Here is a 19,550-nt window from a genome sequence, read left to right on the forward strand (position 1 = left end):
GATGGCGCGCTCATTCATGCCGCCACCGCCGGAAATCCATCGTGCTGCACGCCGTCGAGCAGGCGGCCTTCTTGCCGATCCTGGCGGCGCCGATACCATCGCCGAACTCATGAATCTCGCGCCAGTTCAGCGCAATGGTCGCCGGGTCAGCTCGCCAACTGGAGAGGCTCTCGTTCTCATATTCGTATGTGACCGGAGCCCACTCGCCGTGCTGCTTGAATAGGAACGGCACGCCGGCGTCCGCGCACTGGTCGCGCAGGTCCCGGGCCCAGTCCGGGTGCATCGGTCGCGCGTTGGCGCCGCTCTCGCCGCCGGCGATCACCCAGCCAATGGGCAGGGGCCCCCGCCAAGCGGAGCGCATCCACATGCGCAAATCGACCGGCCCCAGCAGCGGCTCCATGCTGAGGAAGCGCACGCGCGCTGGCGCGGCCAGCAGCTTTGGGATGCCGCGGTCAGCTTCCTCCTGGTTGCAGATCGTGGCGCCGAGCCAGACGTTCTCGGGCAGCGGCTTATGAATGCAGCCGATGGCGCCCATTGCCACCTGGGACATGGCGCGCGCATTTCCGATGCGTTTAGTCAGCAGCAGCCAATCCAGATTGGGCGTGGCCTCAATCAGTTTGAACAGGTCCGCACGCCAGGCCGGATCCACGGCGTTATCGAACACGTCGGCCAGGCTGGCGCAGAAGACGCGCTGGCGCCGCCGGTGCTGTGCGTAGAACACCCCGGCATCGCGGTTCCAGGCAAGCGGCTTGCGCCAGTTTGCGGCGCTCGTGCGCCGGCGCGGCGCGCCCGGGCCCCAATTCACCGCTTGCCCGCCGCCGAAGCGCGCGTTGCGCGTCTCGGCATAGCAGTGGTCGCAGCCGGGGCCGACTTTCTGGCAACCCTCCCACGGATTGAACGTGTGGTCGGTCCATTCGATTTTTGTGTTCTCGCTCATGCCAGATGCCTCAAGGTTTCCCGCCCGCTGCCGATATCGCAGTCATGGACGATAAAGAAAAATTCTTCAAAGAGCTCGCCGACTGCTCGGGCCCGACTTGGGTGCATCGCAATATTTCTTTACATCTCACCGCGTGATTTTTTGGTGATCGTTACTACCCTTAACCCTATTGCGATCGATAGCTGAAGGAGCCACGCAATGAGTTGGCGTGAAATTGCAGCCATCACCTCCGGCTGGGTTGTTGTCTGCCTCTTTGCCGGGTGGGCGCTTGCAGTTGCGGCGGACGCGATCAAATAGCCTCGGCTCGGGCGCTTTGCTACCAGCGCGATGGTGGTCGCGCACCCGGCGCGCCGGGCTCCATAATGTCTTGGGCTCGCTCATGCGACCTCCGCAGGCCGCGCCACCGCCACCGGCCGCACCCACACCGGCGTGGCCGACAGCATGAACGTCTCGCCGGCCTCGGCCAGCAGCAGGGTAGTGCCCATCACCTCCGCAATCGCGCGCGCGGCATCCGGCGGCACAGCGTTGCCGATTCGTTCACGCCAGGCTTGATCGCTCAGCCCGTCTAGCTCGAGGTATTCCTCCGGCTCGATCAGCGACGGCAGCGCGGCCAGTTCCAACGTAGTGAAAGGGCGGTGCCAGGTGCCGTCCAGCGCGCGGATGATCGCAACCAGCTTGTCGTTCGCCGCCGGCAGACGCGGATCAGCCACCGACCAGCGGCCGTTGTCATGGCCAGCAGCTGCCGACACCGCACCGCTCCGCTGATCCCAACCAATAACACCATAGTGGCCGCCGGTCAGGTAGTGGTCGCCGCGCTCCCGCCGCATGCCCGGGCGCGGGTCGGCCACAGCATAGGCACCCTGGCCGGTGTCGCTGCGCGCGATCACAGTGCCCGCCGGCTCGTCGAAACCGGTGATGCGGTACTTGCCCGCGCCCTCGAAGCCAGTCGACGCGCGCGGGTCCTGCACGCACTGGCCGGTGCCGTGGGAGACCGTGACAGCGCCGCCAGCTTGATTGTTGTGCTTAGCCGGACCAGCGTGGCGCGGATCGGCGACGGTGTAGTAGCCCTGGCCGGGCATCTGCTGCGCGGCGATGGCGTTTGCATGCTGCTCCCACGGCAGCACGCCATAGGCATGGCCGTCGCTCCACTTCGCGCTCTTGGCGAAACGCGGGTCCGCGACGCTGAACGTGCCGTTCGTCGGGCCACTGCGACCAGCGACGGTACCGCTCGGCTGGTCCCAGCGATTCACCCCCATGTAGCCGTCGCGATACTCGGGCACGATGAGGTAGTCTCGCAGCTGGCCATCCTCCACCGCTAGCTTGTTCAGGCTGCGCCAGTCGCTGCCGACCTCGACGAACGCCAGGCGCACCCAGGTCTTCCACTGCAGCGACGGCACGCGGCGCATCGGCCCGCCAGCCGGGTCGCCCGGCAGCGGCATGCGGCCCAGCACGGTGCCGACGCCCTGCAGACGGTGAATCTCGGGCTCATACAGGAAGGCCGGGACCTGTTCCATGTGCCGAGCCACCATGAGGAAGCGCTTGCGGCTCTGGGCCAGCTTGCCGATCTCGCCACAGTCGTGCGTCGTCTCGTTCACGGCATAGCAGTAGTGGCGCAGGATCTGGTTGATCTGGTCCAGCAGATGGCGGCCGCGCGTGGCGAGCCGCGGCACGTTCTCGAAGACGATCAGCTCGACCGGGTCATCCTTCCAGGCCTCGCACATCAGCCAGACGCAGCGCAGCGTGAGCTCGTTCAGCGCCTGGTACTTCGGCGTGCGGCTCAAGGCCTCGGACAGCAGCCCGGACGCACCTTTGCACGGCGACGAAATGAACACGCAGTTTGGCCGCTCACCGCCTGCGGCGCGCCGGATGTCGGCGGCCGTGGCCTCGCGCCACCGCGTCGCCCTCGTACGCATCGATGTCGCGCAGCAGCTGCGGCCGCTCGAGCGCGGACACGCGCGCTTGGTGCACGACCGCCGCGCCATTCAGCGCGGTGGCACTGTCGATGTCGGCGGCCGGGTTGCGGTCGCACGCCCCATAGATGATCCCGTACTGGAACACCGCGCGCACGCGTTGCAGGATGCGTTTGGTGGTGTCCCGCACGCCCCGCGCCTCGATCTTGCGCAGCATGTCCAGCAGCACCGGCGCCTTGATGTCAGCGATCGGCATGGCGCCGATGACGGGGAACACGTCGTTTTCTAGGGAGGCGATCACCTTGCCGGCGTAGTCGTCGTCCAGTTGCTTTTCTGGGTGGCATACCACTCGCGGGCGACAGCCTCGAACGAGTTACCCGCGGCGATCTTGATGGCGCGGCACTGTTCCTGCTTTACCGTGCTCGGATCCTGGCCGCTGGCCACAAGGGTCCGCGCGGCCTCGCGCCGCGCACGGGCCTGGGCGAGCGTGACCTCCGGATAGCCGCCGAAGCCGAGTCGATTCTCGCCGCCAGCGGGCCGGTAATACTTGAAACGCCAGAGCTTTCGGCCGTCGGCCATGACCTCTAGAAATAGGCCGCCACCGTCAAACAGCTTATCGGAACGGTCCTTCGGCTTCGCATTGCGGATTTTAGTGTCGCTTAATGGCTCGACGGTACGGGGCATCGTTTTGGGGCACCAGATATAGGGGCATTTGTTGATGCCCCTAAAACACGCGGATGCTAACGGTTCCCGGCGAACTTTGGCGGACGTCAAAAGCCCGCGAGGCCTTGATTTACTTGGGAGGGGAGAACTTCAGAGAACTTCTGCGAACTAGTTTGTGGTCCCGCCGGCAGGAATCGAACCTGCATTTCACGCTTAGGAGGCGCGTGTTCTATCCATTGAACTACGGCGAGGACGTTAGACACTCCCGGATATGTCAGTACACCTTGGCGGCGCACATCCTGGAGCAGGCACGGAGTATATCAAAATCCTCTCCGGCCCAGAAACGCGCGGGGACCCGCTTCAGCATTCGCCCTTCTTGGCGTGTCCCGGCGGGCAGTGATAGCCCTTGTCCTTCTTGCCGTACCCGCCGTCGCCGCGTCCGTCCCAGCGCTCCGGCACCAGCACCCAGCCACCGCTGGCCTGCACCCAGCGCGGCGCCTCGTACACGTAGCCGGCACGCTCGCGCTCCCATTTGCCCTTTTTCCATTTGTGCTTGTGACCGCGGTCGTCCCAATCCCAATAGCCGGGCGCCCAGACGTAACCCGGACGCGCGACCGGGACGGCTTCATAGACCGGTGCCGGTGGTGGAACGCCAATCGCCACATTGATGGATACCTGGGCAAGCGCTGCCGGCGCCATGGCCAGCCCACTCATCAAGCTCGTCACTGCCGCTGCGCACAACACAATCCTTCGCATCTTGCCATCCCATTTGCCAGTCTTGATTAGCACCAAGAATAGCCTGACCCGGGACTTCAGGCTGTTAGCAAAGGTATCAATGGACTACTTATGTCGCGAGAAGGAAACGCAGTGGCGTAGTGAGGTACGGCGTACAACGCGTCGCCCCACAAACGAGAAGCCCGCCAGGAAACTGGCGGGCTGGTTGCGGACGGTCCGGACCTTCCAGGTCAACGCCGGCGCTATCGCGGCAACAGTCGTTGCAAGCAGCGTTTCCCATGATTCCGCCCATGACGCGGACGTCCCTCCGGACCACCCGGAGAGTCGAAGGAAAGCTGGCAGTGACGCCGACTGCCGCGATATCAGCGGCTAGCAGCACTTAAAGCAAAGCGCCGAGGAAGGTCAGCGGGTATTCCAGGTCCGCTACCTTGCCGAGCAACCGTGTGCCCGACGGCTTCAGTATAGGCAGGCAGCCCGGGGATGCAACTTTGAATGCAAGGGCGTGGAATAGCCATAAAAGTGCTGCATGGAACGCAAAACGCGGCCTTTTGGTCCTAAAAAGGAATTCCTATCGCAGTGCAACAAACTTACTTTTGTTTCTGCTATAATTCGCGCCGTGAGTTCGCACTGTGAGTTGTGCAACACGCCAGCCGGGTTCTTCCGGCAGGCGATACCGCCCCCGCTCTCAAGCTCTGCTCCCCGGTCCCGCCGACTGGCCTGCTTTATGTTGCCGTGTTGTTTGCTGCATCAAGGCCAAGTGGTGATACCCGACAGAACGCATTTCTCACCGACGTCGCCTCGTCTCCGATCCTGTTGAATAGCTCTATAGAGCTGTTTGCCTGCCAGGGACTGTCGCCCGGCCTTGTGCCCGGTGCCACCCTGCCTGCCGCCGTACTGCCAGCTGTGTCTGTCGTAACGGCCTCACCGATTGGCGCCGAAGCCTTTTTAAGACTTTGCACTGCGCCCGCCCCTGTTCGCTAGTTCGGCATGGGGTGCCATGCATTTAAAGAAAATTACGACATGACCCAGCACGACATTCGTGCGGAGCAAGATTTTGCCTCCGCCGCCGACGCATCGATCGAAGCCGCAGCCATCGCCACCCCCGCTATCCAGGAACCGAGCCCGCTCGACAAGCTCGACGCCATCCTCAGCCCGGAAGCCACCGTGGCGCCTGCCGCTGTTGCCATCGATGCCGAAAACGGCTTCGCCAAGCTCGGCCTCGAAGAAGCCATTCTTCGCGCCCTGGTTGAACTGAACTACACCACGCCGACCCCGGTGCAGGCACAAGCGATCCCCGCCTTCCTGGCTGGCCGCGACCTGCTGGTTTCGAGCCAGACCGGCTCGGGCAAGACCGGCGCCTTCATCCTGCCGGCTATCCAGCGCATCAGCGAGAAGGCTTCGCCGAATCGCCCGCGTTCGGACGATCCGGTCAAGCGCATGAAGGGCAAGCGCCCCCGTCCGTCGCCGGCGCAACCCGCACTGCTGGTGCTGACCCCCACGCGCGAACTGGCCCTGCAAGTTACCGAAGCCACCGCCAAGTACGGCCGCCACCTGCGCCGCATCGTCTGCGCCAGCATCCTGGGCGGCATGCCTTACCCGAAGCAGCTCGCCGCGCTGTCCAAGATGCCTGACATCCTGGTGGCCACGCCGGGCCGCCTGCTCGACCACGTTGAAGCCGGCCGTATCGACCTGTCCCAACTGGACATGCTGGTATTCGACGAAGCCGACCGTATGCTCGACATGGGCTTCGCCGACGACATCGACGCCATCGTTGCCGCTACCCCGGCCACCCGCCAGACGCTGATGTTCTCGGCCACGCTGGACGGCCGCATCGCCCAACTGGCTTCGCGCCAACTGCGCGATCCGCAACGTATCGAGATCGCCGCGACCCGCGCCGACCAGAGCAATATCGAACAGCGCCTGCACTTCACCGACGACATGTCGCACAAGGAAAAGCTGCTGGACCACCTGCTGCGCGACACCACGCTCAAGCAAGCCATCGTCTTCACCGCGACCAAGCGCGATGCCGATTCGCTGGCCGAGCGCCTGTCGGACACCGGCTTCGCAGCCGGCGCGCTGCACGGCGACATGACCCAGGGCGCGCGCAACCGCACCCTGACCTCGCTGCGCCGCGGCAACCTGCGCATCCTGGTGGCAACCGACGTGGCCGCACGCGGCATCGACGTGCCCGATATCACCCACGTGGTCAACTTCGACCTGCCCAAGCAAGCCGAAGACTACGTCCACCGTATCGGCCGTACCGGCCGTGCTGGCCGCTCGGGCGTCGCCATCAACCTGGTGAACCACGGTGACATGTTCCAGTGGAAGCGCATCGAGCGCTTCACCAACAACCGTGTCGACGCATCGGTCATCGAAGGCCTGGAGCCGCGTCGCTCGCCGAAGCCGCGCTCGGGGTTCGCCGGCAAGCCGGGTGGCGACCGCGGTGGCTACCGTGGCAACAGCAATGGCGGCGGCTATCGCGGCGGTGAAAACCGCAGCTTTGGCGACCGCAAGTTCGGCGGCGGCGAAAGCCGCGGCTTCGGCAGCCGTGATGGCGCCGCGCGTCCCGCAGGCGATCGCCCGTTCGGCGACCGTGACGGCAACCGTGGCTTCGGCGACCGCAGCAGCCTGGGCAACCCCAATGGCAACAGCACCGGCTATCGTGGCCAGGGCGGCCAGGGCGCGGCCGGCGGCCAGCGCAGCTTCAACAACGAAGGCGGCGGCTACCGCGGCGGCGACAACCGTGGCTTCGGCAATCGTGACGGCGCGGCTCCCCGCAGCTTTGGCGACAGCAATCGTGGCGCCGGCTTCGGCGGCGGTGCAGCCGGCAATGGCGGCAACGGTGGCTACCGTGGCGGCGAAGGCCGCAGCTTCGGCAACCGCGATGGCAACCGTGACGGCGCGCCCCGCAGCTTCGGCGACGGCAACCGCGGCGGCTTCGGCGGCGGCCAGCGCAACGGCAACGGCAACACCGGCGGCCGCTCGCGTTTTGAGCGTTGATTCGGAGCGTTGATTCGGAACGTTAATGCGCCCGGCGCAATGGGTTCACCGCTTCGGCGGTGAGCTCTCGCAGCGCAAAGAAAAAGGCACCTTCGGGTGCCTTTTTCTTTGCGCTGGCCGCTTCAACCATCCACGCTCGCCACGGGCAGCCAGCGCCCCGCTACATCGAACAACTGCGAAAGCCGACGAACGCGAAATCGTCCTCGGGCAGCAGCGCCATGCGCGCACGCGCATGACGCTGGCGCGCCGGGCTGGCGAAAGAGGTGCCCCGCACCACCTGGTGGCTGGCAAAGCAGTACACGTATTCCATATCGGCGGGGCTCGCCTCGAATCCCGCGTAGGGCTCGTACGGCGTCGCCGTCCACTCGCGCACCATGCCCCAGCGCAGGCCGCCGCGATCCTGGACGGCCGCCAGCTCCCATTCCGTTTCCATCGGCAGGCGCCGGCCCGCCCAGGCGCACCAGGCTTGCGCCTCGAACAGGGTGACGTGACGCACGGCCTCATCAGGGTTCAACGTGCGCAGACTGCCGAAACGCAAGGCCATCCAGGCCCGCGACTCAGGATGACGGGCCCAGTAACGCGGCGCCGAGCGATCCTGCATCATCAGCCACTGGCGCCCCGCCGCCGACCACCACGACGCGCGCTCATAGCCGCCGTCCTCGACGAAATCGAGGAACTGAGCATTGCTGACCGGCGCGGCATCCATCTCGAAAGCCGGCACATAGGTGGGCTGCGCCGGCCGTTCATCGGGCAGCGCGAAGCCATCCGGCTCGTTCCAGCCCTGGATGAAACGCCCGCCGGGAAACTGCAACGTGCCGCCTTGCGGCACCGATACCGATGGCAGGGCAATCGCAGGCTCCACGGGGGCAACGCCCAGCGCCTGCAGCAGCGCGGCGATGGCCTCGCCCTGGCGGTCCTCGTGAAACAGCGCGCGGCGCCAGGCGTAGAGCGTGGCATCGCCATCGTCGGGCTGCGCCGCCAGCCGGCGCAGGACGGCATCGAGCACATCGGCGGCGTAACGCTTGACGACTGCCACGTCAGGCAGCGCCACCTCCCAGCGGGCATCGGAATCGATGCGATCGGGATCGAACCACTCATCCGCGCCGGTCAGCAGTGACGGCACACCAGCCACCTGCAGCCAGGCGCCATCGCGCTCGAGCGTGCGCACGTCGCGCAGGCACCACCATTCGGCATGCCAGGCCACGTGCCCGAGCGTCCAAAGCGGCGGGTCGGCAAACTCCTGGCGTGGCACCTCCCAGCCGCGCCGGGTCTGGCCAAAGGCTGCCAGCCAGGCCAGGGTGCGGTTGCGCGCTTCCACCAGTGCCTGTGCCAGGCCTTCGCGCGGCAGCCGCCGGGCGTCGGCCCAGACGGCCTTACCGCCGTTGAAATGAAGGTCGGGAAGCATGGAGAAGCCGCTCATCGAACACCCTGCCGGAGAATGGGATTCGCACCCGGTTGCGTGGCCCGGCGAGCCGCGTGCGCCATGCGCCGCACCTTTCGCCGGAGAGATGCGGGCATTATGACACCAGCCCCGCCCGCCCCCGCGCGGGCGGCCCGCAGGCTTCAGGCCCTGGCGTGGAACACCGCGAACCAGCCGCGCGGATCGGTCCACCAGACCGGATCGTCGAAGCCCGCAGCCTCGAGCAAGGCGGCGAAGTCGTCCGGGCGGTATTTATACGAATCCTCAGTGTGGATTTGCTCGCCCGCGTGGAAGTCGCGGCTGCCCTCGGCCCAGCGCACGGTGACCTCGCGCTCGGCTTGCAGGTGCATCTGGATACGCGAGCCCTCGCGGTCGAAGCTGGCCACATGACGCCAGTCCTCAAGCTGGAAGTCGCTGCCGACGATGCGATTCAGGTTGCGCAGCACATTGCGGTTGAAGGCGGAGGTCACGCCTAGCGGATCGTCATACGCGGCCACCAGCGCCTGCTCGTCCTTGAGCAGGTCCACGCCGATCAGCACGCCATCCCCCCTGCCCGCCGCGGCCCGCAGCCGCTGCAGCAAGGCCTGCGCCTGGGCCGGCGCGAAATTGCCGATGCTCGATCCCGGATAGAAGAACAGCCGGCGCCCGTGCCTGACTTCGGGCGGCAGGTCGAGCGGCACGCACAGGTCGGCGCCCAGGCCAAGCATGGGGATCTGCGGATGCTGCTGCTGCAGGCAGAACAGCGTGCCGCGCAGGAATTCCACCGAGATATCGAGCGCCACGTATTGTGCCGGCTGCAGGCTGCCGAAGAGCCGGGCCGCCTTCTGGCAGTTGCCAGCGCCAAGGTCGATCAGTACGCACCCACTGCCGGCGCGCGCGGCCATGGCGGGAGCAAATGCCGAAAAGACCGAGGCCTCGGTGCGCGTGGGGTAGTACTCGGGCAGGTCGGTGATGGCCTCGAACAGGCGGGAGCCGAGCACGTCGTAGAAGAATTTGGGGCTGATGCTGGCGGCGCCGGCAAGCAGGCCGCGCGTGATCTCGCCGCGTAGCGCGCCACTGTCCTCGTGGTACTGCTGGATGAAATCCAGCCGGGGCACCGGGTTCGGCTGTGCTTGGCCGTTGGCGACGACGACGCTGCTGGCGGGAGAGCCGTTGGGTTTCAGGGCAGAGGTGCCGTTGTGATTGGCTTGGGTGTGCTTGAGGCGTGCGTTCAGTGGATTCAGCGGGGTCGGGACTGCCGGCATGACGTTTCCTTGATGGTCGATGGGCACTACATAAAACCCCCAGGGGCCCGCACGTCACGGCATGCGCGGGGCTCGCACGGGATCCGCCTCCGGTGACGTCTGGGGCGCATCAGCCGATGCAAGTCTTCTCAGGATAGCTGGCGAGCGCGGAGTGTGCTTACCGCACTGCACCAAATCCTCCGCGCCGAAGCGCAAAAAGTGCTTCATGTTGCGCAGTAACAAGCCACCACAAAAAAGATGCAGCATCGTTTATAATCCGCCTCAGCGTATCTGCTTCGGGCCTGCCCCGAATTGGATCGCCCCTCAAAGGGGAGTAGCTCCGGGGCCATGCCCTTAGCACAATCGTCATTCCGGGACTGACAGTCTCCGGTTGTGCTGACCGCGCCAAGTACCATCGGCGGTCGAGCAAGACCTTTGCAACCTGGTTTCATGGTTTGCAAAGGCGCCTCCCAAGCCCCCCACACATCATGTCTCCAGGCCAAACCGGTGCATACGCACGGCTCTTAGCTATTCGTTGTTCGAGGAGATTTCATGGAATGGTTCACCGATTTGTTCACGATGCAGTTCCTGACGGCACTGCTGTCCATCGTCGTCATTGACCTGGTACTGGCCGGCGACAATGCCATCGTGATCGCACTGGCGGCGCGCAACCTGCCGCCCCACCTGCAGAAGAAGGCCATCATCTGGGGGACCGTCGGCGCGGTCGTGGTTCGTTCGGCCATGACGGTCGGGGTGGTGTGGCTGCTCAAGATCCCTGGCCTGCTGCTGATCGGCGGCGCGGCCCTGGTGTGGATTGCCTACAAGCTGCTGTCCGACGACGGCAATGGCGATGAGCATGGCGCGGGCGCGACCACCCTGGTGGGCGCGATGAAGACCATCATCATCGCCGACGCGGTGATGGGCGTGGACAACGTACTGGCTGTGGCCGGCGCGGCGCACGGCAGCTTCCTGCTGGTGGTGCTGGGCCTGCTCATCAGCATCCCCATCGTGGTGTGGGGCTCGAGCCTGGTGCTCAAGCTGATGTCTCACTTCCCCTCGATCATCTTCGTGGGTGCCGGCGTGCTGGCCTTCACGGCGGTCAAGATGATCGTGAGCGAGCCGCTGGTCAAGGCGTTCTTCAACACCAACGCCCTGGCTTACTACGGCCTGTTCGTGCTGGTCATCGGCGGTGTGCTGGGCGGTGGCTACCTGGTGCAAAAGCGCCGGGCTCCGGCTACGGCTGCGCAGTAATGCAGGATGAGGCCGGCGCCTGAGGGGGCTGGCCAATGAGAACGGGTCGCCGCGAGGCGGCCCGTTTTGCTTTGCGATAAAATGCCAAGTCTTTAGCAATTTGCTAATCGCTTGGCAGATTGCCCAGATACAGCGCACACTGCTGCCGCGTCACTTTTTCCCCAACACCCGCGCCGATGAAACAGTACCTCGACTTCATGCGCCATGTGCAAGAGCATGGCACCGAAAAGGCCGACCGCACCGGCACCGGCACGCGCTCGGTGTTTGGCTACCAGATGCGCTTCGACCTGCGCGAAGGCTTCCCGGTGGTGACCACCAAGAAGCTGCACATGAAGTCGATCATTCACGAGCTGCTGTGGTTCCTGAAGGGCTCGACCAATATCCAGTACCTGAAGGAAAACGGCGTCAGCATCTGGGATGAATGGGCCGACGCAAACGGCGAACTCGGGCCGGTCTATGGCTCGCAGTGGCGCGCGTGGCCTACGCCGGACGGCCGCCACATCGACCAGATCAGCGACCTGATGACGCAGATCCGCAGCAATCCCGATTCGCGCCGGCTGATCGTGTCGGCCTGGAACGTGGGCGAGATCGCGCAGATGAAGCTGCCGCCCTGCCATGCTTTCTTCCAGTTCTACGTGGCCGACGGCCGGCTGTCCTGCCAGCTGTACCAGCGCAGCGCCGATATCTTCCTCGGCGTGCCGTTCAATATCGCCAGCTACGCGCTGCTGACGCACATGATCGCGCAGCAGACCGGGCTCGATGTGGGCGATTTCATCTGGACCGGTGGCGACTGCCACATCTACAGCAACCACGCCGAGCAGGTGGCCACCCAGCTCGCGCGCGCGCCGATGGCGCTGCCGCAGCTGAAGATCCTGCGCCAGCCGGACAGCATCTTCGATTACAAGTACGAGGACTTCGAACTGGTGGGCTACGAATCGCATCCGGCCATCAAGGCACCGGTGGCCGTATGACGCTGTTGACCCTGATCGTGGCAAAGGCCCGCAACGGCGTGATCGGCCGCGACAACACCCTGCCCTGGCGTCTGCCGGAAGACCTGGCGCATTTCAAGCGCACCACCATGGGCGCACCCATCGTGATGGGCCGCAAGACGTGGGAATCGATTGGCCGGCCGCTGCCGGGCAGGCGCAATATCGTGGTCAGCCGCAACCGCGACCTGCGCATCGAAGGCTGCGACGTGGCGAACTCGCTGGAAGACGCGCAGCGGCTATGCGTGGGTGTGGAGCAGATCTTCCTGATCGGCGGCGCGCAGCTATATGCCGAGGCCCTGCCCAGCGCGGACCGGCTGGTGGTGACGGAGATCGATGCGGATGTGGAAGGCGACGCGGTGTTTCCGCCCATCGACCCGCAGCAGTGGATCGCGACGCAGCGCGAGCGGCATCATTCGGAGGCGAACGGTTTCGACTACGCGTTCGTGACGTATGAACGCCCGCCCTCAGGCGAGGAATAACGGTCGGCTCAAACGCCTGGTTTGAACGACCCTGACGTTGTTACCCGCGCGGCGGCCTGTCTCCAGGCCGCCGCTGTCGTTTTTAGTTGCCGGCGATAGTCATCTGCTCGATCAGGACCGAGCCCGTTTCCTTGGTGCCGCGCACCAGCGAATCGGCGCCAATGGCCACGATCTGCTGGAACATTTCCTTCATGTTGCCAGCGATGGTGATCTCTTCCACCGGATACTGGATCACGCCGTTCTCGACCCAGTAGCCCGACGCACCGCGCGAGTAATCACCCGTCACGTAGTTCACGCCCTGCCCCATCAGCTCGGTCACCAGCAGGCCGGTGCCCAGCTTGCGCAGCATGCCGGCGAAATCGTCTTCCGGCGTGGTCAGCGTGCTGGAAAGCGTCAGGTTGTGCGAGCCGCCGGCATTGCCGGTGGTCTTCATGCCCAGCTTGCGCGCCGAGTAGGTGGAGAGGAAATAGCCCTCCACCACGCCGCCGCGCACCACATCGCGCGCGTGGGTCTTCACGCCTTCTTCGTCGAAGGGCGCGCTGCCCATGGCGCCCGGCAGGTGGGGCTGCTCATGGATATGGATATGCGGCGCAAACACCGCCTTGCCCAGCGTGTCATGGAGGAAGGTCGACTTGCGGTACAGCGCGCCGCCGGACACGGCCTGCACGAAAGCGCCGAGCAGGCCGGCCGCCAGAGGTGCCTCGAACAGCACCGGGCAACGGCGCGTCGACAACTGGCGCGCATTCAGGCGGGCCAGCGAGCGTTCGGCGGCATAGCGGCCGATGTCCTCAGGCGCGGCCAGCGCGCCGGGCGCGCGCTTGGACGAGTACCAGTCGTCGCGCTGCATGCCGCTGCCGGTGCCGGCGATCGGCGCGCACGAAATAAAGTGGCGGGAATACGGGTAGCCGCCCGTGAAGCCGCGCGAGGTGGCCAGCACGAACTGCGAATGCTGGGCCGAGACGCTGGCGCCGTCGCTGTTGCGAATGCGCGGCGAGACCGCGAAGGCGGCCGCCTCGGAGCGGCACGCGAGCTCGATGGCTTGCTCGGCGTCGATATTCCAGGGGTGGAACAGGTCGAGGTCTTGCGGGTCGCGCTCGAGCAGTTCCTCTTCAGCCAGGCCGGCGCAATCGTCTTCCGCGGTGAAGCGGGCGATGTTGTAAGCCGCCTCGGCCGTGGCGCGCAGGGCAGCCGGCGAGAAATCCGAGGTGCTGGCGTTGCCGCGCCGCTGACCGATCATGACCGTGACGCCCATTACCTTGTCGCGGTTTTGCTCGATGGTTTCCACCTGGCCCTTGCGCACCGACACCGACAGGCCGCTACCCTCGGAGATCTCGGTAGCCGCGTCGGTGGCGCCCAGCTCGCGTGCCACCCGCAGCACATCGGCGGCCATCTCGCTCAGCTGGGCCTGGGTATAAGTGAAATGGGTGGTCTGGTCTGCGGATTGATCCATTGTGGGCGCGGTCATCAAAAGTCCAAACAGGAATCATAGCAAGATAAAATGCCAACCATGACGCGAAACACCCGCCCCTCCCCCCGGAACGCCTCCGGCTTCCCCGACCCGTTCACCCCCGAACCGGCCGACGACGACGACATGCTCAAGAGCAAGTCGCAGAAAAAGCGCGATATGCTCGCCCTGCAGGACCTGGGCGTGGAACTCGAAGCCCTGCCCAAGGACCGCCTGGCGCGCGTGCCCATGCCCGAAGCGCTGGCCGACGCCATCCGCGACGCGCGGCGCATCACCAACCACGAAGGCAAGCGCCGCCAGATGCAGTTCGTCGGCAAGGTCATGCGCAGGCTGGACGATGACGAGGTGGCAGCCATCCAGCGCGTGCTGGAAGGCTTCAAGGGCACCAGCAAGGCCGAGACGGCCAAGCTGCACCTGGTCGAGCGCTGGCGCGAACTGCTGCTGGCGGACGACGCCGCGCTGACGAAATTCCTGGCCGAGCATCCGGCCAGCGACGTCCAGACGCTGCGCAACATCATCCGCAATGCGCGCAAAGAGCACGAGATGAGCAAGCCGCCGCGCTATTTCCGCGAGCTGTTCCAGGCCATCAAGACCGCGCTGGAAAGCAAGCAGGCCGCAGCCACCGGCGAGCAGGAACCCGAGCCGGAAGCCGGCGAATAACCGACAACCAACAAGCAGCAACCAAGGAAATGGGGACAAGATGACGCAATCCACAACGCCCGCGCTGGTCCATCCCGTTGCCCGCAGGCACCCGGAAGAACTGCTGGTTGGCTTTGTCGCGATCTCCGACCGTGCCTCGAGCGGCACCTACCAGGACGAGGGCATCCCGGCGCTGCGAGACTGGTTCGGGCGCGCCCTGACCTCGCCCTGGCAGGCCGTGGAGCGTCTCATCCCCGACGAGCAGGCGCTGATCTCGCGCACGCTGATCGAGCTGGTCGACGTGGCCGGCTGCGATCTGGTGCTGACCACCGGCGGCACTGGCCCGGCCCGGCGCGACGTCACCCCCGAGGCTACGCTGGCGGTGGGGACCAAGGAAATGCCCGGCTTTGGCGAGCAGATGCGCCAAGTGAGCCTGCACTTCGTGCCCACGGCCATCCTGTCGCGGCAGGTGGCGGTGATTCGCGAAACCGCCAGCCGCGCAGCCCTGATCATCAACCTGCCGGGCCAGCCGCGCGCCATCCGCGAAACCCTGGAAGGCCTGCGCGGCGAAGACGGCAAACCCATCGTGCAAGGGATCTTTGCCGCGGTGCCCTACTGCGTCGACCTGATCGGCGGCCCCTATATCGACACCGACGAAGCCGTGGCCAAGGTGTGGCGCCCGAAGCACGCGACCCGCGCCAAGCCCGCGGCGTGAGCCAACTGGGGGGGCTTGAAGCTAGCGCGGTTAGTGCAGTTAGCGCAGCCCCAGATACAACCCCACCGGCACGAACACCACGGCAGCGACATTGCCCAGCAGCACGATCGACGCCACCTGGTCCGGCTCCTGCCGGAAATGATCCGCCACCAGGAAGTTGAGCACGGCCGGCGGCAGCGACGCGAACACGAACAGCAGCCCGCGCTGGAGCTGGGTCAGCGGCACCACCTGCGCCAGCAGCAACGCGCAGGCGATGCCGGTCAGCGGACAGACCACGGCGCCGATCGCGCCCATGCCCCAGTTGCGCAGGCTCACGTCCTTCATGCGCACGCCGAGCGCGAACAACATCAAGGGCACGGTAGCGTCGCCCAGCAGCTTGATCGACTGGAACACAGGCTCCGGCAACGAGAACCATGGCCGCGCCAGCGACAAACCCACCCCCGCCACCGTTGCCAGCACCATCGGATTGCGCGCGATCTGCGTCATCGATGCGTGACGGTTGACGACCTTCATGCCGATGGTGAAATGCATCAGGTTGGACGCGGCGAACAGCGCCACCGCGGGAGCCAGCCCGACCGGCCCGAACGCGAACACCGATAGCGGCAAGCCCATGTTGCCGCAGTTGTTGAACATCATCGGCGGCACGAAGGTGCGCGGATCCGCCCCCAGCAGCCGCGCGCCAAGCCAGGCCAGCAGCCCCGAGCCCAGCACCACGGCGACCGCGCAACCGAGCAGCACAAGCTGGTCGGCCAGCACGAATTCCTTGCTGACGAAGGCGGACACCACCAGCAGCGGCGCGATCACATCGAGCGTGGCGCGGTTGATCCCGGACATGTCGGGATGCGCGCGGCGCCCGTATAGCCAGCCGACCAGGATGATCAGGATGACCGGCGTGATGATCGAGACGATGCGCGCGAGCATGGGCGGGCTGCCGTTAAGCCAAAGCGCCCCGCAGGGCGCCTTGGCAATGACATGGGTGGGGGAAGAATCAGGCGGCCGGGGAAGCCGGCGTTGCGCTCGCCTCGGCCGCGGGGGCGGCCGCCGGCGCCGACTGGCGGATGAAGTGCGTGCGGTAGTAGCGCAGCTCTTCCACGGACTCCAGGATATCGGCCAGCGCGGTGTGCAGCTGGCGCTTGATGAAGCCCTTGTGGATGGCCGGCTCCCAGCGCTTGCACAGTTCCTTCAGCGTGGAGACGTCGAGGTTGCGATAGTGGAAGAACGCCTCCAGCTTGGGCATGTAGCGCGCCATGAAGCGGCGGTCCTGGCAGATCGAGTTGCCGCACATGGGCGACTTGCCGGCCGGCACCCAGCGCTTGAGGAAAGCCAGCAGCTCGACCTCGGCCTGCGCCTCGGTCAGGGTCGAGGCCTTGACCCTGTCGATCAGGCCCGAGCGGCCGTGGGTGCCCTTGTTCCAGTTGTCCATGCCATCGAGCACGGCGTCTTCCTGGTGGATCACCAGCACCGGGCCTTCGGCCAGGATGTTGAGTTCGGAGTCGGTCACCACGATCGCGATCTCGATGATGCGGTCCGTGTCAGGCATCAGGCCGGTCATCTCCATGTCCAGCCAGATCAGGTTGTTTTCGCTCTTGACGGATTTGACGCCGCTGGGGACGTGGGTATTTTGGCTGGTCATCTGGACTGCAATCGAAAGAGAAGCAAAAGGGGGCGCGCCCGAGCCCCGGATCAGGAACACGGGGCTGCGGGCACGAACAACTTATAATTCTCGCATATCCGCCGCCGCAGCCGGTTCCAATGCGCCCGGAAACCCGCTTCGGCGGTCCGGCCGCCACCGCGCACGCCAAGGCTTCACACGACAAGGCTCTGCCCGATGTTCACGTTTCTGTTCCTAGCCGCCCTGATGCTGATGGTGCTGACCAAGCTCTGGCTGGCCGCCCGCCAGGTGCGCCATGTGGCGCAACACCGTCATGCGGTCCCTGCCCGCTTCGCCGACACCATTTCGCTGTCCTCGCACCAGAAGGCAGCCGACTACACCATCGCCCGCACCCGGCTGTCGATGCTGGAGGTGCTGGCCGGCGCCGCGCTGCTGATCGTGCTGACCATGCTGGGCGGGCTGCAGTGGATCAACCAGTTCTGGATCGACACCTTTGGCCCGGGATACGCCTACAGCGTGGCGCTGATTGCCAGCGTGGCCGTGATCGGCGGCCTGGTCGACCTGCCCTTCTCGCTCTACGGGCAATTCGGCATCGAGCAGCGCTTTGGCTTCAACCGCATGAGCTGGAAGCTGTACCTGGCCGACATGCTGAAGATGACCGCCGTTGGCTGTGTGCTCGGCCTGCCCTTGCTGCTCGCCGTGCTGTGGCTCATGGCCCATATGGGCGAGTACTGGTGGGCGTGGACCTGGCTGACGTGGATCGCCTTCACGATCTTCGTGCAGATGATTGCCCCGTCGGTGATCATGCCGCTGTTCAACCGCTTCGAGCCGCTCGCCAACGCTACGCTGGAAGCCCGCATCATGCGCCTGCTGCAGAAGTGCGGCTTTCGCAGCCGCGGCCTGTTCGTAATGGACGGCAGCAAGCGCAGCGCGCACGGCAATGCTTACTTCACCGGGTTCGGCGCGGCCAAGCGCATCGTCTTCTTTGACACCCTGATGGAGCGCCTTGCCGACGACGAGATCGAAGCGGTTCTCGCGCACGAGCTTGGCCACTTCAAGCGGCGCCATATCCTCAAGGGCATGCTGGTCAGCTTTGCACTGAGCCTGGTCTTCCTCGCCGCGCTGGGCTGGCTTTCCAGCCGCACGTGGTTCTACACCGGCCTGGGCGTGCTGCCCAATCTTGGCACCACCAATCACGCCCTTGCCCTCGTGCTCTTCTTTCTGACCTTGCCGGTGTTCACCTTCCTGCTCGGTCCCCTGGCGAGCCAGACCTCGCGCCGCCATGAGTTCGAGGCGGATGCGTTTGCGGCCGGCCAGACCGATGCCGGCCACCTGGTCTCGGCCCTCGTCAAGCTCTACAAGGACAATGCCTCTACTTTGACCCCCGACCCGATCTATAGCGCCTTCTATTACTCGCACCCACCAGCAGCACAGCGGATCGACCGCCTGCTGGCGCACGCATGAGCCGCGCCGCCAGCCGGGGAGGCCCGCAGCGCGCCGCAAGCCCTGCCAAAGCCAATGCCAATGGCGCCGCCGCCGAGGAAGCGCTGATCGTTGCCGCGCACGGCCGCCACTATGTGATCGAGCTGGACGACGGCAGCCGCCTGCACGGCTTCCCGCGCGGCAAGCGCAGCGAATGCGCGGTCGGCGACCGCGTCACCATCGAGCGCGCCGCGTCCGACCAGTGCGTGATCACCGGCTTCAAGCCGCGCAAGAACCTGCTGCATCGATCGGACCAGTTCAAGTCCAAGCTGCTCGCCGCCAATATCGACCAGGTGGTGATCGTGCTGGCGACCGAGCCGGGCTTCTCGGAAGACCTGCTGGGCCGCGCGCTGGTGTCCGCCGAAGCACTGGGCATCCGCCCGCTGATCATCCTCAACAAGATCGACCTGACCGAGCGGCTGGAAGAAGCGCGCGGCCGGCTCGAGCTGTACCGCGGGCTGGGCTACGAGACGCTGTTCCTGTCGGTGCACGGATCGCCGGAAGATACGCTGGCGCAACTGCGCCCGCAGCTGGCGCACCGCGCCAGCATCCTGATCGGTCAGTCGGGCATGGGCAAATCCTCGCTGCTGAACCTGCTGATCCCGGGCGTGGAAGCGCAGACGCGCGAAATCTCCGCCAAGCTGGATTCGGGCAAGCACACCACCACCTTCACGCGCCTCTACCACCTGCCCGCCAGCGTGGATGGCGAAGTGGACGGTGAAGTGGACGGCAAGGACGGCGTGGATCCGCAAGCGCGCCAGCGCGGCTGCCTGATCGATTCGCCGGGCTTCCAGGAGTTCGGCCTGCACCACCTGAGCGAAGGCATGCTGGAGCGCGCGTTTCCCGAGTTCCGCCCGCGCCTGACCGAGTGCCGCTTCTACAACTGCCACCACATCAACGAGCCTGGCTGCGGCGTGCTGGCGTCGATGAAGGCCGGCGAGATCTCGGGACGGCGCCACCAGCTCTACACGCAACTGCTGCACGAATCCCGCCAGCAAAAGCCGTGGTAAGGTAATCGGGTGCGCCGCAT

17 protein-coding genes, 1 tRNA gene and 1 pseudogene are annotated in these 19,550 nt (G+C 65.7%); 8 read left to right on the top strand and 11 right to left on the bottom strand.

Translation table 11 applies throughout. The annotated features are described in order from the left end of the window. Window positions 1-10: 10 nt before the first annotated feature. The 6 genes and pseudogenes from ACYP5B_RS16205 to ACYP5B_RS16230 all read right to left on the bottom strand — a co-directional run bounded on the left by ACYP5B_RS16205 (window position 11) and on the right by ACYP5B_RS16230 (window position 4,266). On the bottom strand, window positions 11-937 hold the full coding sequence (locus ACYP5B_RS16205; RefSeq protein WP_459570392.1) for a phage Gp37/Gp68 family protein: 927 nt from the start codon (window positions 935-937) through the stop codon (window positions 11-13). Between the two features lie 377 nt (window positions 938-1,314). Beyond that, window positions 1,315-2,829: pseudogene (locus ACYP5B_RS16210) on the bottom strand (DNA cytosine methyltransferase); the annotation flags it as partial. Then, window positions 2,783-3,196, bottom strand: a complete 414-nt coding sequence (locus tag ACYP5B_RS16215; protein ID WP_459570393.1) for a tyrosine-type recombinase/integrase — start codon at window positions 3,194-3,196, stop codon at window positions 2,783-2,785. The pseudogene ACYP5B_RS16210 and the gene ACYP5B_RS16215, both read right to left, overlap by 47 nt. Next, on the bottom strand, window positions 3,145-3,531 hold the full coding sequence (locus tag ACYP5B_RS16220) for an integrase arm-type DNA-binding domain-containing protein (RefSeq protein ID WP_459570394.1): 387 nt from the start codon (window positions 3,529-3,531) through the stop codon (window positions 3,145-3,147). The genes ACYP5B_RS16215 and ACYP5B_RS16220 overlap by 52 nt, the downstream gene beginning before the upstream one ends. A 155-nt stretch (window positions 3,532-3,686) precedes the next feature. Then, a tRNA-Arg gene (locus tag ACYP5B_RS16225) sits at window positions 3,687-3,761 on the bottom strand. A gap of 109 nt (window positions 3,762-3,870) precedes the next feature. Then, window positions 3,871-4,266: a YXWGXW repeat-containing protein gene (locus tag ACYP5B_RS16230; protein ID WP_459570430.1), complete on the bottom strand. Its 396-nt coding sequence runs from the start codon at window positions 4,264-4,266 to the stop codon at window positions 3,871-3,873. Window positions 4,267-5,265: 999 nt separating this feature from the next. Here ACYP5B_RS16230 and ACYP5B_RS16235 point away from each other — a divergent pair. Then, window positions 5,266-7,245 carry a DEAD/DEAH box helicase gene (locus ACYP5B_RS16235; protein WP_459570395.1) on the top strand — a complete coding sequence of 660 codons (1,980 nt, stop codon included), beginning with the start codon at window positions 5,266-5,268 and terminating at the stop codon, window positions 7,243-7,245. Window positions 7,246-7,405: 160 nt separating this feature from the next. Here the strand turns inward: ACYP5B_RS16235 and ACYP5B_RS16240 are convergent, their stop codons facing one another. Beyond that, window positions 7,406-8,665: an SUMF1/EgtB/PvdO family nonheme iron enzyme gene (locus tag ACYP5B_RS16240; protein ID WP_459570396.1), complete on the bottom strand. Its 1,260-nt coding sequence runs from the start codon at window positions 8,663-8,665 to the stop codon at window positions 7,406-7,408. 143 nt (window positions 8,666-8,808) lie between these two features. Continuing rightward, entirely contained in the window at window positions 8,809-9,909 is a 1,101-nt protein-coding gene (gene egtD / locus ACYP5B_RS16245; protein WP_400095547.1) for an L-histidine N(alpha)-methyltransferase, read from the bottom strand. A gap of 531 nt (window positions 9,910-10,440) precedes the next feature. Between egtD and ACYP5B_RS16250 the strand changes: the two genes are divergently transcribed. From ACYP5B_RS16250 to ACYP5B_RS16260, 3 genes are all read left to right on the top strand, one after another. Then, on the top strand, window positions 10,441-11,139 hold the full coding sequence (locus tag ACYP5B_RS16250) for a TerC family protein (protein ID WP_400095548.1): 699 nt from the start codon (window positions 10,441-10,443) through the stop codon (window positions 11,137-11,139). A 176-nt stretch (window positions 11,140-11,315) separates the two neighbouring features. Beyond that, complete coding sequence (locus ACYP5B_RS16255) at window positions 11,316-12,110, top strand: thymidylate synthase (RefSeq protein ID WP_459570397.1); 795 nt, start codon at window positions 11,316-11,318, stop codon at window positions 12,108-12,110. Continuing rightward, entirely contained in the window at window positions 12,107-12,607 is a 501-nt protein-coding gene (locus tag ACYP5B_RS16260) for a dihydrofolate reductase (protein ID WP_267603898.1), read from the top strand. Before ACYP5B_RS16255 ends, ACYP5B_RS16260 begins: the two co-directional genes overlap by 4 nt. An 82-nt stretch (window positions 12,608-12,689) precedes the next feature. Here ACYP5B_RS16260 and pmbA read toward each other — a convergent pair whose 3' ends face one another. Next, window positions 12,690-14,057: a metalloprotease PmbA gene (gene pmbA / locus ACYP5B_RS16265; RefSeq protein ID WP_400095551.1), complete on the bottom strand. Its 1,368-nt coding sequence runs from the start codon at window positions 14,055-14,057 to the stop codon at window positions 12,690-12,692. A 57-nt stretch (window positions 14,058-14,114) separates the two neighbouring features. Here pmbA and yjgA point away from each other — a divergent pair, with 57 nt between their 5' ends. Then, window positions 14,115-14,732 carry a ribosome biogenesis factor YjgA gene (gene yjgA, locus ACYP5B_RS16270; RefSeq protein WP_400095552.1) on the top strand — a complete coding sequence of 206 codons (618 nt, stop codon included), beginning with the start codon at window positions 14,115-14,117 and terminating at the stop codon, window positions 14,730-14,732. Between the two features lie 40 nt (window positions 14,733-14,772). Further along, a complete protein-coding gene (mog, locus tag ACYP5B_RS16275; RefSeq protein ID WP_459570398.1) occupies window positions 14,773-15,426 on the top strand; it encodes a molybdopterin adenylyltransferase in 654 nt (217 codons plus the stop codon). Between the two features lie 39 nt (window positions 15,427-15,465). Here the strand turns inward: mog and ACYP5B_RS16280 are convergent, their stop codons facing one another. Both ACYP5B_RS16280 and orn read right to left on the bottom strand, forming a co-directional pair. Continuing rightward, window positions 15,466-16,347: an AEC family transporter gene (locus ACYP5B_RS16280; RefSeq protein WP_400095555.1), complete on the bottom strand. Its 882-nt coding sequence runs from the start codon at window positions 16,345-16,347 to the stop codon at window positions 15,466-15,468. A gap of 67 nt (window positions 16,348-16,414) precedes the next feature. Next, entirely contained in the window at window positions 16,415-17,059 is a 645-nt protein-coding gene (gene orn / locus ACYP5B_RS16285; protein WP_400095557.1) for an oligoribonuclease, read from the bottom strand. Window positions 17,060-17,254: 195 nt separating this feature from the next. Between orn and ACYP5B_RS16290 the strand changes: the two genes are divergently transcribed. Beyond that, complete coding sequence (locus ACYP5B_RS16290; RefSeq protein ID WP_459570399.1) at window positions 17,255-18,502, top strand: M48 family metallopeptidase; 1,248 nt, start codon at window positions 17,255-17,257, stop codon at window positions 18,500-18,502. Then, the gene (gene rsgA, locus ACYP5B_RS16295; RefSeq protein WP_459570400.1) at window positions 18,499-19,530 is read left to right on the top strand and encodes a ribosome small subunit-dependent GTPase A; all 1,032 of its coding nucleotides are present in this window, start codon (window positions 18,499-18,501) and stop codon (window positions 19,528-19,530) included. The genes ACYP5B_RS16290 and rsgA overlap by 4 nt, the downstream gene beginning before the upstream one ends. The last annotated feature ends 20 nt before the right edge of the window (window positions 19,531-19,550 follow it).

The sequence above is a fragment of the Cupriavidus sp. 8B genome (assembly GCF_054589115.1).